A 20,724-nucleotide genomic window follows, 5' to 3' on the forward strand; every position below is an offset into this window, starting at 1 on the left:
ATCCTTAAGCTCCGCTGTTTTGATTAGTAAAAGGTTCTGCCATCCCTACTACTACTTTTCGGGAGCCAACAAACGGCATACGTCCATGAGCCGTTAGCATATTGTCCAGCATCAATATATCTCCTTCTTGCCAAGGAAATATAACTGTTTCCTGCTGATAAATTTCCCGAATTTCATCTAAAACAGAAGTTTCAATCGGAGAGCCATCACCGTAATAAGCATTACGAGGTAAATCTTCCTCTTTAAAGGTTGCCAGCAGGGATTGATAAACTTCTGGATTTAGGCTTGAGACGTGAAACAAATGAGCTTGATTAAACCACACCAGTTCGCCAGTTTTGGGATGGGTGGCGACAGCTTGGCAAACCTGACGAGTTCTTAGCTGATTTCCCTTCCAATCAAACTCAATTCCCTTACTCCGGCAATAATTTTCAACTTCAGTTTTATTTGTTGTTTGAAAAACATTTTGCCAGTCAAGGTCTAGTTTATCACCATAATTGCGGACATACATCACTTTTCTCTGAATAAATTTATTTTTAATTTTATTATCAATGCGTTCAAAAACCTTACGACTATCGGCAATCGGTGTCTCTCCTTTCTGTTCGGCACATTTGACGCAAAAGAACCAAATTTTCAAAGGCCATTCTAAGGAATAAGCCATCTCATTATGTAAAGGAATAACTTGGGTGGCAGGATATTCAGTTGACGTATATATGTTGCCACTTACTTGAGTTCGGGGTGTTGACCGATAGTAGTATTCGAGTAATTCTCCGGAAATTGCTTGGATAAATTGCTCAAATTCGGGTAATTCTTTAAGATCAAACTTCCGAAACAATAAGCCACCATGTTTTAATAACTGTGTCTCGATCCATGAGCGATTATTTGTTGCCCAAGTAATCAAATTCAACCCATCTACCGCTGGCTTAATTACCAAGGGTAGAGGATTTTCAGGCTGAAGGCACTCTATCTGAATTAATTTCTCTGGGGAGATGCTGACGGTTTTTCGCCTGACATTGCTTGGCTTCATCGTGTTGAGGTTTGTAGATTCTTTCATCAGTGGTTATCCCGTTCTAATTGTTCAGTTGCAACGCTGATCGTCTTGCGCCTGACATTTCCTATTTTTTGACGACGAACCGCTTGGAAATCTTTCTGTTTCAGAATTTGTTGTTGTTTGTCGCCTTCTATCAGTGCTTCTTTAAGGGCGCGAATATTAGCATCAGGTTGTTCCGAAACCCGGTGTAGCATAAATTGGAAATGTTCTAAAATTTGAGCGATCGCGTCCGGCTGAAAGCGGCAAGAATCGTATAAAATTTGCAGCGACAAGTCCGGTAACAGAACTCTGACAGTCAGAGGATAATTATTTTTTGAGGAAGAGCGAATATTGCCAAATTCAAATTCTCGGAAGCCTTGACGTAAGGATGGATCTACTGGATAGTTTTGGAAGACAACAATACTTTCAAATAGAGGCAAGTCCCTTGGCATATCGCTCCATTTGTGCAACTGCACTAAAGGAGTGTGTTCGTACTGACGGGCTTCAACTTGCTGGGACTGAATTTTCTTGAGCAAAGAGACAAAAAAATCTTCAGGAATCAGTTGTACTCGCACTGGCAAAGTATTAATAAAAACCCCGACAATTGATTCCGAACCAGCGAGGTTGGGCGGACGGCCGGAAACGGTGCTACCAAAAACTACATCTTCGGCACCGCTATAGTGGTTCAGCAGCAAAGCCCAAGTTCCTTGAATTAAGGTATTTAGAGTTAATTGATGCTGTTTGGTAAACAGTAGTAAGGCGGCGGCGGTGGCTTCTGAAAGCTGGATTTGCTGTTTATTTTCGCTTTCTTTTAAGCTGGGCAATTTTTGGGAAACTGGATTGATTTCTAGGGGGGTTGGTGTTGTGAAACCTTTGAGCATTTGCTGCCAAAATACCTCAGCTTTGGATAGATCCTGCTGCTGTAACCATGCAATGTAGTCCCGGTAAGGACGGGGGCGTTTGGGATTTAAGTCTTGTCCCTGAGAGAATGCTTGGTAAAATGCGATCGCGTCTTTGAAAACGATGGGCATAGACCACCCATCTAGCAATAGGTGATGATGGCTCCAGATGAATAGGCTGGTGTTGTCGGTCAGCTGGATTAAAATTAGGCGCATTAGCGGTGCTTGCGACAAATCGAAGCCTTGACGATCGCGCTTTAGAACAGCTTCCAGACGTTCCTGGTTGGTTAGAGATCCCCGCCAATCTTGCTGTTCCCAAGGTAATTCCACTTGTCGATGGACGACTTGAAGCGGTGTATCAATTTCTCCGTAAAAAGAGGTTCGCAGAACTGGGTATAAGTCTACAACTCTCTCCCAGGCTTGCTTGAAGGCTGAGATATTTAAGTTTCCCTTGAGGGTGCAGCTAAACTGTTCGCAATAAATTCCGGAGTCGGGATCGTAAAGGGTATGAAAAAGCATCCCCTGTTGTATAGGCGAAAGCGGGTAAATATCCTCTATCTGCGATTGGACAAACAACTCATTAAGTGTTTGCTGATCCAGTTTTGCTAATGGGAAGTCAGAAGGAGTATAGCCTCCAGCTTCCGGAGATTGGCAATGGGCGATAAGCGATCGCAACGCCTCGATAAACCCTTGCGCCAAAGCCTCAATTGTGGATTGGTGATGAACACTCTGGCTGTAAGTCCAATCTAGTTGCAACTGACCGCCAACTACAAAACCATTGATTTCTAAGAGTTCGCTGCGATTGTCTCGCAAGCTGCGTTCTATCCCGCGAGGTTCTGAAGACCACTTAAATAGAGGTGATGAAAGCGTCTGGTCAAACTGACCCAAGTAATTGAAACACACCTCAGCTTGAGGAAGCGATCGCAGCGATTCGACTATAAAAGGATCATTACTCAGATAGCGCAGAATACCATAATCTATCCCTCGATTGGGAATACTCCGCAACTGCTCTTTGATAGCTTTCAACGCTTCCCCAGGATCAGCATCTCCCAACAGCAACACTGGAAAAACTGATGTAAACCAGCCCACAGTACGGGACAAGTCCACATTGTCAAAAATTTCCTCCCGTCCATGACCTTCTAAGTTAACAAGTAGCGATTGTTCTCCCTTCCACTGTGCAAATGCTTGCACCAACGCCGTTAACAACACATCATTAATCTGGGTGTGATAGGCAGCAGGCACCTTTTGCAACAAAGCTTTGGTTTCTGCAACACTCAGGGAAACTGATAAAATCCGGGCGGAACCTACTGTATTAGACCCCCCAGGAAAGTCCACTGGTAGACGTGAAACCGATTTGCTCTTTTTCGCTAACCAATAATCCAGTTCCAGCAAAGCCTTACTGCGAGCATACTCAAGCAACTGTTGCGACCATTGCTTGAAGGAGGTTGTTTTCAATGGTAAGGCAAGCGCTGCTGTGTCGTTGGCACTCGCTTTTGTGTTGTGCTGATAGATTGTCTGCAAATCCTCAACTAAAATTCGCCAAGAAACACCATCTATCGCCAGGTGGTGAATTATTAACAGCAGGCGACTTTCTCCACTCAGTTTAAAGAAAGCCGCTTGTACCAGAGGCCCTTGCGATAGGTTTAAGCTGCTCTGTAGTTCAGTGGCGGCTGTCTCCAGAGCGAATTTTTGCTTTTCTGGTGGCAAGTCTGACAAATCCACGTAGGAGAAAGGCACCAAATCATCAGAATTAGCATTAATTTGTTGCCAACCAGACTCAGTTTGTATAAACCGCAGGCGGAGAGCATCGTGATGGATTGACAACTGCTGCACAGCCCGTTCTAACAGTTTCGGGTCAACATCTGGCTGCACTTCTAGCAACAGAGATTGATTCCAGTGGTGCGGGTCAAGTAAATTTTGCTCAAAGAAGCTGTGTTGAATCGGTGTAAGTGGTAGGGAACCCACAACTAAACCTTGTTCTGCCTGAATTGCGCCAGTTGTGTCAGCGACCGTTGCTAAGTCTGCAATTGTCTGGTGCTGAAACATTTGCTTCGGGGTCAGCTGAACTCCTGCTTGATGAGCTTTGGCAATCACCTGAATGCTGAGAAGAGAATCGCCGCCTAATTCAAAAAAGTTGTCATGGATGCCTACCCGTTCGATACCCAAAACCTGCTCCCAAACCTGAGTTAAGATTTCCTCAACGGGAGTGCGAGGCAACATAAACGTTTCTTGGGGTGCTAACCGCGTTTGATCTGGTGCTGGCAAAGCTCGACGGTCTACTTTGCCGCTGGGTGTCAGGGGTAGAGTCTCTAACAGCACAAACGCAGATGGCACCATATACTCAGGTAGCTTCTGTTTCAGAAAGCTCCGAAGCTGCGATACTAGATCGCTTTGCACTTGGTTATCCGGACTCGGAACAACATAAGCTACCAAACGCTTTTGGTTTGATACATCTTCCCTGAATGCGATCGCAGTTTGTCGTACAGTTGGGTGTTGACTCAGTAGAGCCTCAATTTCTCCAAGTTCAATCCGGAAGCCACGAATCTTTACTTGGTGGTCAATGCGTCCCAAAAATTCAATATTTCCATCGGGAAGCCACCTTCCTAAATCTCCTGTTTTATAAATTAAATCTTTATTAGTACCAGGCAAACATTTTGCAGTATTTGGAAAAGGATTAGGAACAAAGCTTAACTGGGTACTTTTTTCATTCTTCCAATACCCCACACCAACACCAAATCCTGATACGCAAATCTCCCCAGGAACCCCAACAGGTACTAACTGCATTTTGCGGTCAAGAATATAGATATTTAAGTTAGCTAAAGGTTTACCAATTGAAACTGTTCGTTCCTCTAAAGGCTTGTCTATTATCAACTGAGTGATATCATCTGCTGCTTCAGTAGGGCCGTAAGCATTTACAACTTTAATTGAGGGATACAGACTAAGCCACTGATTTACCAGATCTACCGAAACAGATTCTCCTGTCACCATCATCCACTTCAAATCTGGTAACAGTCTTTGGTCGCTCGACAGTTGGGAAGTATATTCTAGTAAGCTTGTTAAAACAACTGGGACGATTTCAATAATAGTAACTTTTTTATTTTTAATCTCATGAAACAATTTCTCAGGATTACAGACTGTTTCCGTGTCTACAATAACTGTCGTCCCACCAATTAAGATTGGCGCTAAAAATTGCCATACAGAAATGTCCGATGAAGCCGGGGCGCTTTGCAGGAATCTAAGGTTTTCCGGAAGATTTAAAGCATCATATTGGGCATAAATATGATTAATAGCGCCACCATGTCTGATAATTGCACCTTTAGGAAATCCAGTTGAACCGGAAGTATATATCATGTAAGCAGCATCGATTCCCCGATTAATAGCATCTATCGCTGTCGGTAAATGCTGGAAATCGCTTTGCTGATATAAATTTACTCCGGTTATTTTTTGGTTGCTCTCATCGGAAATAGCATCTAGGCAAATAATTGATTGTAAGCAAGAACATTCAGATATAACTTCCGGCAATATATTCAGAGATGAAGACTCTGTTAATAGAACCTGAACTTCGCTATTCAATAGCATATATCTGATTCTATCCGCTGGATAAGTTACATCAATAGGTACGTAAGCTGCGCCAGCTTTTAAGATAGCCAGTATTGCTATTAAATAATTTGGATTGCGTTCCTTTAAAATTCCAACAAAGCTACCATTTGTGATTCCCAGTTTACGCAAAAATAAAGCAAGCTGACTTGCCTGGTCGTTCAGTTTGCAGTATTTTAATTGAGTGTTTTCAAAAACCACCGCAATCCGATCCGGTGTTTTTTCTACTTGTTCTTCAAATAAAGCATGAATTGTTTTAGTGACGGGATAAGGTTTGGTATTATCATTAAACTCTTCTAATAATTGCTTTCTGTCGGCTGCTGTTAGAAAATCAAGCTGTGCTAGAGGAATGTTTATGTCACAAAGAGCGATTTCAAGAATGTTGATATAGTGCGCGATCGCTTGATTGATAGTTTCCTCTTTGAAAAGAAGCGAACTATACTCAACTTTTCCTTTCAAGCCATTCTCAGTAACTACAAAAGAAAATGTAATATCATTTTTTATTTCTGCCAAGCAAGGCTGATTGTGGATGTTCTCCAACAAAAGGATGATGTCAAATATTGAACACCGATTCTCACTTTGCGGCAGCTTTAACAAGCCTACTAATTCACCAAAAGGATAGTTTTGATGGCTATAAGCACCAATAACAGTATCTTTTACTTGTAGAAGAAAATCTTTAAAGGTCAGGCTATCTGCTACCTGCGATCGCAGGGTAACAAAATTATTATTTAACTTCTTACCCTCTCCTATTTTATAAACAGGTGAACCGACAATTACATCATCATTGCCAGTATATCTGTTTAGCAATATCTTCAGCGCTGATAAAAGAACTAAATAGATAGACAAATAGGAACGATTAGTTAACTTAAAAATTGCCTCCGATAAATTTTCTGACAACTCGAAACTGATAGATTGGTTTTTCTTGCCATAAGGTACTGGTCTTAGATAATCCGCAATCAAAGTAGTTTCCGGTAATTCTCCGGATAACTTGTGTAACCAATATATTTTCTGAGTAAACAAGTCTTCAGAAAGAGGAATATTTCTAATATTTTTAGTCATCGTTTACGTCTATCTCCTGCCTAAAAATGTCAGTTCTGCCGTTCATTAATCTTCACCAATTACCTTAAGCGCACGCCAAGGCGATTATTAAAAAAAGGCAGCTTTCATAAATAAAATCGGATTGCTAGTTAATGCAGTCAAAAAAAGCTTGCTTAATAATTGAACAGCCCTTTCTTAAAACAGGCATTTCAATATTCAAAGGAGGCAAAATTTTAATCACCGTATCATTTCTTCCCACCCTTTCAACGATTAATCCTAGTTCATAGCAACGCTGCGCGATCGCTTTCGCAAAACTTGCGCCTCTATCCGACAGATCGATTCCCCAAATCATGCCGATCCCGCGAATAACTATTTTTTCACTTAAGCAAGCTATCTCCTTATTAAGGAAAGTATTCAAAAAAGATTCTTTAAGTTTGACCTCGTATTCAAGATTAATACTTTCTCTGTACTCTATAGCCGCCGATGCTCCCACAAATGCCAATTGGTTTCCTCTAAAAGTGCCTGTATGTTCGCCTGGTTCCCAAATGTCAAACTCTGGCTTAATCAATAACAAAGACATGGGAAACCCGTAACCACTGATAGATTTTGAGATAGCTACTATGTCAGGAACAATATTCGCTCTTTCAAACGAAAAGAACGGGCCTGTGCGACCGCAGCCGACTTGAATATCATCACAAATTAATAAAATATCATGGCGGTCGCACAAATTCCTGAGCCTTTGCATCCACTCGATCGGTGCTACAACAACACCACCTTCAGCTTGTACCGTTTCAAATATAATTGCTGCTGGTTTTTCCACCCCAGAATTAACATCAGTCAGTACCGTTTCCATATACTCTATGGTGTCGAAATTTTCCATATATCCATAGGGAAACGGCATAAAAGTTACATGGTTTGATGTTACTCCTGCCCCTAAGCGAATACCGTTATTGCTACTAATAGCTAAGCTGCCTAAAGTCATGCCGTGATATCCTCCCATAAATGAGAATATACCAGTTCTTTGCTTGACTTTTCTTGCCAGTTTTAAAGCGGCTTCAACAGCATTTGTTCCGGTAGAACCACAAAATTGAATCTTGTAATCGAGTTTTTTGGGTATTAAAACGGCTTCGGAAAACTTTTCTAAAAAGTCGCGTTTAGCCATTGTATGTAAGTCTAGACCATGAGCGATCGCATCCGATTCTAAATATGAAATAACTTTTTGTTTTATGTATTGATTGTTGTGTCCATAATTAAGAGCGCCAGCACCAGCAAGAAAGTCGATAAACTCTACGCCTGATTCCGAATAAACGGTAGAACCTACAGCTTTATGGAAAACATCGGGAAAATTTCTACAATAAGTTCTGACATTTGACTCGCGTTCTTCAAAGATATTCATCTAATTCTTCTCCTTGGGCAATTGGGTCGCTGTGAGAGGGAATAACAAAAGCTTAATTAGGCTGGTTAATGTTGGGTTTCGTTAGTACAATTACTGATTAGTATTGGGACTCCTTCCTCAACCCAACCTACAATTAGTTAAGAGCAAAATCGAAGTTAAAAGTCGCTTCTTTTTCTAACACGAAAGTAATGTGCTGCTCAGATTTTTTTAGCAAGGATAAATCTGATAGACGCTGGTTAGGATTGGCAACAATGCCTTCTAATAAAGTTTGAAAATGTCCTAATATGCTGCTAATTGTAGCGGGAACAAACAGGTCAGTGCTGTACTCCACCGTCCCGATAAGCCCTTGTGGTGTCTCCATTATGTCGAAGCTCAAATCGAACTGCGCCGTATTACTTTTAACCTCTAACAAACTCACGCTTAGACCTGAAAGCTGCAAGGCTGGCATCGGGGCATTATTCAACGAAAACCACACTTGAAACAGCGGATGATAGCTCAGGTTACGTGTTGGCTGAAGTTTTTCTACCAGTTGCTCAAAAGGCAAATCTTGATGATCGTATGCCTCCAAAGCTACTTTGCGGACTCGATGCAAAATTTCTCGGAAACTTGGGTTGCCTGATAGGTCAGTCCGCATCACCAAAGTATTGACAAAAAATCCAATTATCCCCTCAAATTCAGCTCGGTTACGGTTAGCAATCGAGGAGCCGATAAGGATATCATCTTGCCTAGTGTAACGGTAAAGTAAGGTTTTGAATGCAGCAAGCATTGTCATGAACAGGGTGACATTTTCTCGCTGCGAAAGTGTCTTGAGTTGCTCAGAGAGGTTAGTAGGTAATCCGAAAGATTGGGTGGCACCTTGACCAGTTTGAACTGTCGGTCGCGGGCGATCGCTAGGTAACTCTAGTACGGATAAGTTGCCACTCAACTGCTGCTTCCAGTAAGACATCTGAGCTTCTAGCACTTGTCCCTGCAACCTTTGCCGCTGCCAGATAGCGTAATCAGCGTACTGGATGGGCAGTTCGGGAAGCGGTGAAGGACGACCTTGAGAAAAGGCTTCATAGAGGGCGGCTACTTCGCGAACCAGCACACCCTTAGACCAACCATCGCTAATAATGTGGTGTATCGTTAGCAGCAATACGTGCTGTTCTTCATCCAGCTGTAGCAACTTTGTCCGCAGTAAAGGCCCTTGGGACAAGTCAAAAGGTTGTTGGGTTTCTTGTGCGATCGCGTTTTGCACCTGAACATCGCGATCGCGATCACACAGCGATCGCACAAGCACCAGCGGAAGTTTCCACCTCAGACTTGGCGCAATCACCTGAACAGGTTGCCCATCAACCATAACAAACGTAGTTCGCAAGGCTTCATGACGGCGCACAATTTCGTTTAAACTTTCCTCTAACGCTGGCACGTCAAGCGCACCCGTCAGTTGTATGGCGACAGGGCTAATGTATTGAAGGCTACCTGGCTCCAATCGATCGAAAAACCACAACCGCTGCTGGGCAAAAGAGGCCGGAAATACAAAGACATCTTCTTCGGAAGTATTAACATCAGAGGAAAAATCTACTTTCATCGTCACCATACCTGACTTGAGCTGTGAAGCTGTCTTCCCGGAAACTGAAGTTCCGGCTGAAAGCTAAAACCCATTGAAATGGGTTGTTTTTGCGTTTTCAGTCAGTTTCCACTGACTTGAGCTTTGCGCTGGGAAATCAATTTCCCAGCGTTGAGTGCGTAAGTCACAAGGTGAGAGGATCACCATCTTTCAAAGAAGAAAGCTTCACCCGGTGCGCCGTTCGCGAAACTGCTACGATTTCTGGTTCATTAAGGTAGGCACCTTTGTCCTTCGCCTCCTCAATTTTCTTGGCGACTCCAGCAATAGTTGGCATTTCAAAAAAGTCGCGCAGAGGTAGTTCTACTTGGAACGCTTGGCGCAACTTAGAAATAACTAAGGTAGCAAGTAGAGAGTGTCCGCCCAACTCAAAGAAGTTATCGTGGATACCCACCTGTTCGATACCCAGGACTTCCGCCCAGATTTTAGCGATCGCTTGCTCTGTAGAAGTACCAGGAGCAACAAAATCTCCCAACTCAGGTCGGATCTGGTCTGGAACTGGCAAAGCTCCACGGTCTACTTTCCCATTAGCTGTCAGTGGCAGAGCCTTCAATATTACGACAGATGGCACCATATACTCTGGCAGCTTCTGTTGCAGGAAGTGGCGTAAATCATTGGTATTGGTAACTTGTCCCGGATGCGGAACTACATAGGCTACTAACCGCCGATCTCCCGGTTGATCCTCCCGCGCCAAGATGACAACTTGGCGAACAGATGGGTCTTGACTCAGCAGTGTCTCAATTTCTCCCAACTCAATGCGGAAGCCTCGAATTTTCACTTGGTCGTCAGTCCGACCAAGAAACTCCAAATTGCCATCCGGTAAGTAGCGAACCAGGTCGCCAGTTTTGTAAAGCCGCGCCTCGGTGTCGCTAAAGGGATTTGATATGAACCGGAGGGCGGTCAAATCTTCTCGGTTGAGATAACCCCGTGCTAACCCCGCACCGCCGATGTATAATTCGCCGGAAACGCCGACTGGCACTAGCTGGAGATGCCGATCTAGCACATAGACCTGGGTGTTAGCTAGAGGACGACCGAGGGGAACAGTCTCAGAATCAGGGCGATCGGCTTTGTCTACCTGATAAGTGAGTACGCCGACAGTGGCTTCTGTAGGGCCGTAGTGATTGAGAATCTGGCACTCAGGTTTGTGTTGCTGAATTTGCTCGATTAGTTGCCAACTCAACGCCTCACCACCCAAAACTAAACGCTGTGGCAAAATTTGCGCTGAGTGCGAAGATGCCAAAAGCGCGGCTAGGTGGGAAGGAACAATTTTCAGACAGTCAATCGGATAGCGGCCAAAGTAGTCTGCTAGGGCGGCTGAGTCGGTAGCGCGTTCTGCGGACACTATATGCAGGCACCCGCCCGTACACAAGGCGGGAAATATAACGGTGTTACCTAAGTCTGCTGCGAAGGTCGATACAAGTGCGAAGCTGGCACCAGTCGGTAAATTCAGTTTGTCTAGAATCGCTCTCAGGTAATTGAGGAGTTGCTGATGTTCGATGGCAACTGGCTTGGGTTTGCCTGTTGAGCCAGAGGTAAACAGCACATAAACTAAATTTTTACTGTTCGCCTCGCTGGTGGGATTGGCATTGCTCTGTTGAGCCGCTTCCCAATCTTCATCTAAACATACCGTTGTTTTTCCCTCATAACTCTTACCACAAAATCGCCTTTTTGTCAATACAATCTGAGCGACTTGCGACATGAAATCCAGACGCTCTTGGGGTAAAGCCGGGTCGAGGGGAAGATAGGCTCCGCCTGCTTTCAGGATGCCCAACATTCCCACCACCATATCTAGCGATCGCTCCAAACAAAGCCCCACCACCACTTCTGGTTTTACTCCCAACATCTGTAGGTGATGGGCAATTTTATTGGCACGAGCATTGAGTTCGCGGTAGGTAAGTTGTTGATCTTCAAAAACAACGGCAATATTATCCGGCGTTTGTGCGGATTGGGCTTCAAACAGGTGGTGAATACATTGCTGTTCGGGGTAATCGGTTTGAGTGTTGTTATGGGCTAAAAGTTGAGCGCGATCGCTAGGCTGTAGAATCTCTAACCGACTAATTGCAACTTCCGGATTCTCCGTAGCACTGGCAAACAATGTCTGAAATTGCTTTACCAACCGTTGAATTGTCTCGGCTGAGAACAAGTTGGAATCATAGTAAAAATCTGCCTTTTCGCGAGTGCAAACCAGTTTTATTTTGAACCGCTCAATGCAGCTATAGAAATTCAACAACGAAAATGACACCCCTGCGCCAAAACGTTTTAAAACGCTTTGCTCAAACTCGAAACCAACCGCAAATTGCGCCTTGCTAGTCACCCCATCAAAAGGTTCCCAGACAAAATACTCCTGCCATTCAGAAGCCTCGCGCAGTGCTTGGCTTACCAGTTCCAAAACTTCTTGAAAGCGCAATTTTACCGCTAAACAGCTCTTAATTGGCAACCATTTTGTACATAGTCCCAAAACCGAATGCAGCGTTTCAAATTCTCTGCCATCCACCGCTGCGCCAACAATATTTTCCTCTCCGGTGAGCCGCCACAGCAGAACTTGCCAAGATGCTAGCAAACAGATATCGAGAGCAATATCAGATTTTTCCAGCTTAGCAACCGCTTTAGAATCAAGCGTTAAACTAACACAATCAATTGCAAATTCTGAGGTTTTCAGATTGCGCTCAAAAGGTAGTTTAATCCTGTCTAAACTAGAAAAATCCTGCTGTTCCCAATATTCCTTACCTGTCGCATCCTCTTCTTCTAATAATTGATGCTGCCATTCTGAAAATTGGACATATTGCACTTCCTCAGTTGAAAAATCCCCAGCATAAGCCAAGCTGATTTTCTCAACCAATTTCTGAAGCGTCCAGCTATCCGCGCACAGTGCAGGCAAACTGATCAGCAAAATATACTTTTCTGCTGATAGCTTTAATAAAGACAAGTGTAATGAAACTTGCTCTAAGTCAAAATTTGCCCGTTTCGCTTCTTGAAAAAGTGCCGTAATTTTGGCTTCCTGCTGCTGGGGTTCCTGATCGCTTAAATCAATTTCTTGCCACAAAGGAACGCTGCTATCCGCTACAACCATAACTGGAATCTTCATCCCAGGTAGGCGGTGGAAGGTTGTCCGCAGAATCTCATGTTGATTGACGACTTGCTCTAAAGCTGTTTTTAAGACATCTACTTTCAGATTGCCTTCTAGAAGAAGGGCGCAGTAAGCAGCGCTATCTTGTTGTAACAACCAAAGACGCTTCTGTTGAGGAGAAAGCCGAAAGCCGCCGAGGGTTTTACTGTGCATTTGCTTTCACCATTGCTTTGTATTTAATTTCTGCGCTACGCATTAATTCCCCCAATGCCACTACAATCTTCCGGGAACCTACATAAGGGTTGCGACTGTGTGCGGCGAGCATATTGTCTAGCATCAATACGTCTCCTTGTTGCCAAGGGAAAGCGATCGCGGCTTCTTGATAAACCGCTCGAATTTCTGCTATTACCGAGTCTTCAATGGGCGAACCATCTCCGTAATAAACGTGACGTGGCAACTGGTCTTCTCCGAACAAGGATAATAAGGATTCGCGGACTGCTGGATCTAGGCATGAGGCATGGTGCAACTGCAACTGATTAAAAAACACCAACTCATTCGTCTTCGGATGCTTAGCCACTGCTGGACGAACCAGGCGAGTTCTCAAACCATTGCCCGAAAGCCACTCAAAAGCGATGCCCGCTTGATGGCAATATTCCTCTACTACAGCTTTATCGTTGGTGTGAAAGAATTCTTGCCAACTTACGTCAAAGTTCTCGGTATAGTTGCGAACATACATTAGTTGCTTTTGTTGAAATTTTTCTCGCAGCCTGGGGTCAAGCAACTGGTAAACTTTTCGACAGTCCACGATTGGCGTTTCGCCGCCCTGCTGCGCTGGTTGCACGCAGAAGAACCAGATTTTCAAGGGCCAGCAATGCAGATGGGAACTTTCGTTATGGAACAAAATAGGTTGTTCCGGCGGATAAGGTGTTGAGCCGTAAACTTTGCCGCTGACTTCCACACGCGGTAAGTCTCCATACTCAGCGAACAATTCTGTGGCAATTGCCTGAGCAAAACTTTCAAATTCAAGCACAGAAGCGATGCGGAAGTTGCGGAAAAGAATCGCACCGTGATGCAGCAATTTTGTTTCTAGGAATTCCCGGTTGCTCTTAGCCCAGTCGATGAGATCGATATCGTCAACGTTTGGCTTGATCACCAGAGGGAGGGTTTCTTCAGTACCTAAAAACTCTGTTTGAATTAATTTCTCCGGTAAGAAACTAACAGCCTTGGGCTGGATGTTCATCAACTGCTTGAGCTTGGATTCTTTGCGCTCTTTTTTGGAAGCAGCTTGTTGAGTTCTTTCCACGACGTTAAGCATTTCTAAGGTGTTTATTCGGGCATCTGGTTGAGCCACAATGGACTCTAGTAGCGTTTCTAAATGACCTGACATCCGAGCGATCGCGCTTTTCTCGAAAAGGTCGGTTCTATAGTTCCAAGTGCCAACAATTCCCTGCTCGGTTTCGCTCACAAGCAAAGCCAAATCAAACTTCGCCGTGCCACTGTCGATATCCAACAGTTTCAAGCTTAAGCCTGGAAGCTCTAAGGCTGGCATCGGGGCATTTTGCAGAACAAATAATATTTGAAATAGGGGTGTGTGGTTTCCTTTGCGCTCCGGCCGCAGTGCCTCTACCAGCTTTGCGAAGGGTAGATCCTGGTGGGCGTATGCTTGTAGCGCTACCTCACGCACTCGCCCTAGCAATTCTCGAAAACTTGGGTTGCCAGCTAGATTAGTCCGCAAGACTAGCAAGTTGACAAAAAAACCAATTAGTGGTTCTGTTTCAGCTCGGTTACGGTTAGCAACATCAGTGCCTACAACGATATCTTCTAGACCAGTGTAACGCTGTAACAGTACCTCAAATGCTGCCAGCAAGGTCATAAATAAGGTGACACCTTCCTGGCGCGAAAGTGTCTTGAGCGCTTGTGATAGGACAGAGGAGACGAGGAAGGAATGAGTGGCACCCTGATTAGTTAATGAAGCTGGTCGCTTGGTGCCAGGTAACTCCAACACGGGCAATCCCGCCAGCTGCTTTTTCCAATAAGCAAGCTGAGATTCTAAGACTTCAAGATGCGATCGCTCCTGCTGCCAAACGGCAAAGTCTGCATACTGAATTGACAGGTCGGGGAGTGGTGAGGGAACGCCTGCACAGAAAGCTTTGTATAAAGCTGCTAACTCTCCAATCAGCACTCCAATCGACCAAGCATCAAAGATAATGTGGTGCATGGTCAATAGCAGCACATATTCTGTCTCATCGAGTTGCAATAAAGTGCCACGCAGCAACATTCCCTGTGTTAGGTCAAAGGGGCGCTGCGCCTCTTGGGTGGCTAGTCGCTGAACTTCATTGTCCTGCTCTATTGTGGGCAACCGGCGCAGGTCTACCACAGGTAGGGTTAAGGTTAAGCTGGGAGCGATCGCTTGAAATGGTTGTCCATCCACCGTTACAAAAACCGTTCGCAAGGCTTCGTGACGCTTGATAATTTCGTTAAAACTCTGCTCCAACGCCGCTACATTCAGCGAACCACTCAGTCGCACGGCGGCGGGAATGTTATGAACAGCAGTACCAGGCTGCAATTGCTCTAGAAACCACAATCTAGCTTGAGCAAAGGATAGGGGCAAATTGATTGTCCGTGAAACGCGCTCAATAGGCATCTCCAGTTTTTGCCCCAGCTTCATCGTCGCCTCGATGCGATGGGAGAGTTCGCTGACTGTCGGCGACTCAAACAAACAGCGCACAGGTAGTTCTATCTCCAAGACTTGCCGCAACTGAGAGACCACCTGAGTAGCTAGTAAGGAGTGTCCGCCTAATTCAAAGAAGTTGTCATAGATACCTACTTGTTCCAGTCCCAGAATCTTCGCCCAAATTCCGGCGACTATTTCTTCTAAGTAGGTGCGCGCAGCCACAAAATCTGAGTGTTGCCGTCTTGTCTCCAGTGCTTGCAACGCCTGACGATCAACCTTACCGTTGGGTGTCCTCGGTAGTTCCGACAGCATCGCAAACGTTGCTGGAATCATGTATTCTGGCAATTTCAAGAAGCGACGCAGGCAACTAATTGTCGGTGTCTCCTCTGTCGGGACAACACAAGCTACCAGGTACTTATCGCCCGGTTTATCTTCTTTTACTAGAACTACAGCTTCTTTGACCATTGGGTGTTGTCTGAGAGCTACCTCAATTTCTCCCAACTCGATGCGGAAGCCGCGAATTTTTACCTGATGGTCACTTCGCCCGATGTATTCAATATCACCATTAGGCAAGTAGCGGGCGATATCGCCAGTCTTGTACAACCGAGTTTTGGGTTCATCAGTGAAGGAATGCAGGATGAATTTTTCAGCTGTTAAATCGGGACGGTTCAGGTATCCTCTAGCTAATCCGGCACCGCCGATGTAGAGTTCGCCCGGAACTCCAATCGGCACAGGTTGCAAATGAGCGTCTAGTAAATAAACCTGTGTATTAGCGATGGGGCGACCAATAGAAAGGCTGCTTTGTTGATTTGTGCAGCAAGTAACGTCAGCAGAAACTTCTGAGGAACCGTAAAGGTTTAAGAGAATGCTCTCTGGCAGATTTTCTCGAAAGCGCTGCCATAAATCGACACTTAACGCTTCTCCACTGACCACCCAAAACTTCAATTTGGGCAAGCGTTGGATGTTGCTGTCGGTATCTAATAGCACACGCAGCAAGGAGGGTACGAGGACAATCCGCGTAATGCGATCGCGTTCCAGGGTTTCGATAAATTGTTGCGGATCTTTGATAACTCGGTCGGGAATAATCACTGTCCGCACGCCTTGTAGTAAGGGGCCGAAAATTTCCCACACTGAGTCTACAAAGCTTAAAGATGTCTTCTGGCAACAAACCTCTCCCGGCATAAAGGGATAGGTTTCCCACATCCAATGAAAGCGATTAACAGCACCTCGATGTAAACCCAGGACTCCCTTGGGCATTCCGGTAGAGCCAGAGGTATAGATCACATAAGCTAAGTTGTCAGCTGTAGTCTTGCTGACTGGATTCTCCTTACTGTGTTGGCTGTAATCCCATGCGTCTATGCAGACTACCTGCATCTCATGTTGCGGAAGCCGTTCGACTAGATGCTGAGTTGTCAGTAACACTGACACTTGACAATCCTGCAAGATGAAATTCAATCGCTCCTGTGGATAGGCAGGGTCTAGCGGTACATAGGCTCCACCCGCCTTGAGAATACCCAAAAGCCCTACGACCATAGAAAGCGATCGCTCTACATATATCCCTACCTGCACTTCCGTACTAACGCCCAAACTTCGCAAATGGTGTGCTAGTTGATTGGCGCGTTGGTTTAGCTCTTGATAGGTCAATTGCTGGTCTTGACAGACGGCAACGGTATCTGGCGATCGCTCTACTTGAGCCTCAAATAGTTCGTGGATACATTGTTTGGGGTAATCAGTTTGAGTACGATTCCACTCGACTAGCAGTTGATCTCGTTCAACTACCTTTAGTAAAGGCAATTCCGAGAGATGTTGGTCAGGATTGGCAACTATCCCTTCTAACAAAGTTTGGAAATGCCCTAACATTCGACTAATGGTAGTGACATCAAACAAATCAGTGTTGTACTCTACAAACCCGGTTAATCCTGATTGGGATTCCTCCATTGATAGCGTCAAATCAAACTTGGCTGTTTCATTATCAATCTCTTCAATATCCAAAGTTAACCCCGAAATTTCTGCGGTTAACTTTAGAGCAGGTTGAAGAATAAACATTACCTGAAACAGAAAATTATGGCTCAGGTTCCGCTCCAGGTGCAGCGACTCCACCAGTTGCTCGAAGGATAAATCTTGATGGGCATAAGCACCCAGTGCAACTTCGCGTACCCGTCGCAGAAGCTCCCGAAAACTGGGATTTCCAGCGAGGTCAGTACGCAACACCAAGGTGTTGACAAAAAAGCCAATTAACTGTTCAAATTCAACCCGATTGCGGTTGGCAATCGGCGAACCTATAATAATATCTTCCTGCCCTGTATATCGATGTACCAACGTTTTAAAAGCTGCCAACAAAGCCATAAATAAGGTGACATTTTCCTTCTGGCTTAGTAGCTTAATTGCCTCAGTAAGCGCTTTGGGCAAGATAAACTTTTGTCGCGCACCTTTGAAGGTTTGAATAGCTGGTCGGGGACGGTCGGTGGGCAAATTCAGGACGGGAAGGTTTCCGGCTAATTGTTGCGTCCAGTAGTTTAGCCCAGACGCTAAAATTTCACCTTGTAGCAACTGTCGTTGCCAATAATAAAAATCTACATATTGAATCGGAAGTTTGGGGAGTGGGGAGGTTTTTTCAGTGGCAAAAGCTGTATAAATTTCTATCAGTTCTTTGAGTAATACTCCCATTGACCAACCATCTGAGATAATGTGGTGCAAGGTGAGAATTAGAATGTATTCTGTTTCCGTAAGGTGCAGAAGTTTAGCGACAAAAAGGCGATCGCGTGACAAGTCGAAGGGAATTTTAGCTGCTTCAATGGTGAGGCGTTGTGCTTCGGTTTCCCGTTCAGTCTGAGATAGCGATCGCAAGTCTATCTTTGGCAAGTTTAAGCTAAGCGTGGGCGCGATCGCTTGCACGGGTTGACCGTCCACAACTCTAATATTTGTCCGCAAAATTTCGTGGCGATGGATAATTTCGTTTAAACTTTGTTCTAATGCTGTTACATTCAACTCACCTTTGAGGTGAATGGCTATAGGAATGTTATAAGCGAGGTTATTCGGTTCCAACTGATGGACTAACCACAGTTGTTGTTGAGAAAAGGAAAGTGGATGTCCTGAAGCAGGCTTTTCAATGGGAAAAAGCAGCGACGCACGAGAAGCTTCCCCTGTCAGTTGACTGAGGATATGCGCCACCAGTTGAGTAATGCACAAGCCTTCAAATATGTCTGATACAGATACAATAACTTCTAGGTCGCTCTCAATCCGATTTTTGAGCGCAAAAACTCTTAAAGAGTCGAGTCCTAAACTACTAAGAGGCTGTTGAGGATTGATTTGGGATGGCGGAACTCCCAAGACTTGGGCGACTACTTCCTGAAGATAAGTTGTCAGAGCTGATGCTTGTTCTTCGGACGCGATCGCAACTAAAGATTCACGGGTCAGCCTAATTTCTTTCCCTAAATGGGTACTGTTTAAAATGCTGCTTCCGGCAACCTCCAAGGTGTCTGCCAAAAATGCTGCACGAGTAGCGCGACGTTGAATTTTACCGCTAGAAGTTTTGGGAATACTGCCCGCTTTAATTAAAATTACTGCATAAACTTGCACCTGATGTTCTTCAGTTATTGCCTGACGAATTGCGGCAATAACTTCTTCAACATTCGGTTTAGCGCGAAACTCCAACTCTTGGACGACTACCAGCTGTTCTTCGCCCTTTACTTCCACTGAAAAGGCTGCACCACTACCCAAACGCAACGCTGGATGGCTGCGTTCTGCTGTCAGTTCAATGTCTTGCGGGTAGAGGTTGCGACCCCGGATAATAATTAAATCTTTGGCTCGACCTGTAACAAATAGTTCGCCATTTTGCAAAAACCCTAAGTCCCCAGTCCGCAAAAACGGCCCTTTACCTGTATCTGAAAGATAAGCGTGAAATGTTTGCTCTGTCTCAAAAGGGCGATTCCAATAGCCATGACAAATACTAGGGCCAGAAACCCAAATTTCGCCAATTTCATCCTCAGAACAACTGGTTAAGGTTTCCGGATTGGCAATAAGAATCTGCTGTTCTGGTAAAGTTTGACCGCAACTAACTAGACGCTGGGAATTCTGGTCATCAGGTTGAGCGTCAATTATACGGTTGCTTAAAAAAGCAGTTTTTTGAACAGTTTTGGTTATCGGTAACGCCGCCTTAGCACCACCAGAAACCATCAGAGTTGCCTCTGCCATTCCGTAACACGGATAAAAGGACTCTGGACGAAAACCGCACTCAGCAAAGGTGAGGGCAAAACGCTCTAAAGTTTCCTGACGAATTGGTTCAGCACCGTTAAAAGCAACACTCCAACTGGACAAGTCTAGGGTTGACCGTTGTTCGGGGGTAATTTTCTGAATGCACAGTTCGTAGGCAAAGTTAGGAGCGCCGCTGGTGGTTGCCCGATAATGGGAAATTACCTGTAGCCAGCGGTAAGGAGACTGGAGGAATGAAGCTGGCGACATCATAATGCAGGGGAAACCGCCATACAGGGCTTGCAGTACGCAGCCGATCAGTCCCATGTCGTGGTAAACAGGTAGCCAGGAGACATATATACTGCTGGGCGAATTTCCCATGAATTGGTAAGTCATGGTGGCGTTGTGTAGCAAGTTGCTATGACTTACCATTACGCCTTTTGGCGTTCCAGTAGAACCGGAAGTGTATTGTAAAAACGCTAGAGTATCCCCTTCAATCAAAGGCTCTTGCCAAGTGGTTTCCATTTCGGGGGTGAGGTTATCGGTAGCGAGCCACTTGAGGACTGGGTTAGTTTTGATAATTAGGGATTGTACTTTGGAGAGGATGGCTGTTGTCGTCAGCGCGATCGCGGCTTGAGCATCTGTCAACACCGACAAAATTCTGGGGGTGTTGCGTTGGTTGCGCGGTGGGTAAGCGGGAACAGCAATTACTCCCGCGTACAAACAACCTAAAAACGCAGCAATATAATCTAAACCTGGTGGGTAAAGCAGTAAGGCTCTTTCGCCGCTTAAACCCAAAGTCTGAAGTTGGGATGCGATCGCTCGTGCTTTTCCGTCCAAGTCTCGATAAGTTAGGCTAATTTCCTGAGTTTCGCCTTCTTGGAGGAAGGTAAAAGCTATTTGCTCCGGCTGTGTAGCACTTCTGTAGCGCAGTAACTCTACTAAAGTTGAACAGCTGTGGGGGATTCTGGGAAAGTTATTAAAAGCTTGAGCCATATTGCTGTTGGTACTCTATGCAACCCTGAGCGGATGCGGCGACTCTAGTCAAACCAAATCTCTTCAAAGCCTAGAAAATCTCTTTTTGTGTGAAGCGCTTAGCTTGACGCTTCACGTTTTTTGAACAATTGCGCCATTGGAGCAATTCCCATTTGGAGACGCTACTGTGTCGCTAGGTTTTTTGTAGCGCTGTATCGATGAAAGCTTGCTAGTGGGCATCGCAGGGATTCGCG

6 protein-coding genes are annotated in these 20,724 nt (G+C 45.0%); all 6 read right to left on the reverse strand.

The genetic code is table 11. From position 1 onward, the window contains the following. Window positions 1-4: 4 nt before the first annotated feature. The gene (locus tag H6F63_RS06985; protein WP_199297817.1) at window positions 5-1,051 is read right to left on the reverse strand and encodes a TauD/TfdA family dioxygenase; all 1,047 of its coding nucleotides are present in this window, start codon (window positions 1,049-1,051) and stop codon (window positions 5-7) included. Then, complete coding sequence (locus H6F63_RS06990; protein ID WP_190636045.1) at window positions 1,051-6,582, reverse strand: non-ribosomal peptide synthetase; 5,532 nt, start codon at window positions 6,580-6,582, stop codon at window positions 1,051-1,053. The genes H6F63_RS06985 and H6F63_RS06990 overlap by 1 nt, the downstream gene beginning before the upstream one ends. Before the next feature lie 124 nt (window positions 6,583-6,706). Continuing rightward, entirely contained in the window at window positions 6,707-7,957 is a 1,251-nt protein-coding gene (gene ectB / locus H6F63_RS06995) for a diaminobutyrate--2-oxoglutarate transaminase (protein WP_190636047.1), read from the reverse strand. A 133-nt stretch (window positions 7,958-8,090) separates the two neighbouring features. After that, window positions 8,091-9,527: a condensation domain-containing protein gene (locus tag H6F63_RS07000; RefSeq protein ID WP_242019572.1), complete on the reverse strand. Its 1,437-nt coding sequence runs from the start codon at window positions 9,525-9,527 to the stop codon at window positions 8,091-8,093. 163 nt (window positions 9,528-9,690) lie between these two features. Then, a complete protein-coding gene (locus H6F63_RS07005) occupies window positions 9,691-12,843 on the reverse strand; it encodes a non-ribosomal peptide synthetase (protein WP_190636051.1) in 3,153 nt (1,050 codons plus the stop codon). Further along, entirely contained in the window at window positions 12,833-20,491 is a 7,659-nt protein-coding gene (locus H6F63_RS29920) for a non-ribosomal peptide synthetase (RefSeq protein WP_190636053.1), read from the reverse strand. Before H6F63_RS29920 ends, H6F63_RS07005 begins: the two co-directional genes overlap by 11 nt. Window positions 20,492-20,724 lie beyond the last annotated feature (233 nt).

This window comes from Trichocoleus sp. FACHB-40, from assembly GCF_014695915.1.
Lineage (GTDB): Bacteria > Cyanobacteriota > Cyanobacteriia > Cyanobacteriales > FACHB-T130 > Funiculus > Funiculus sociatus.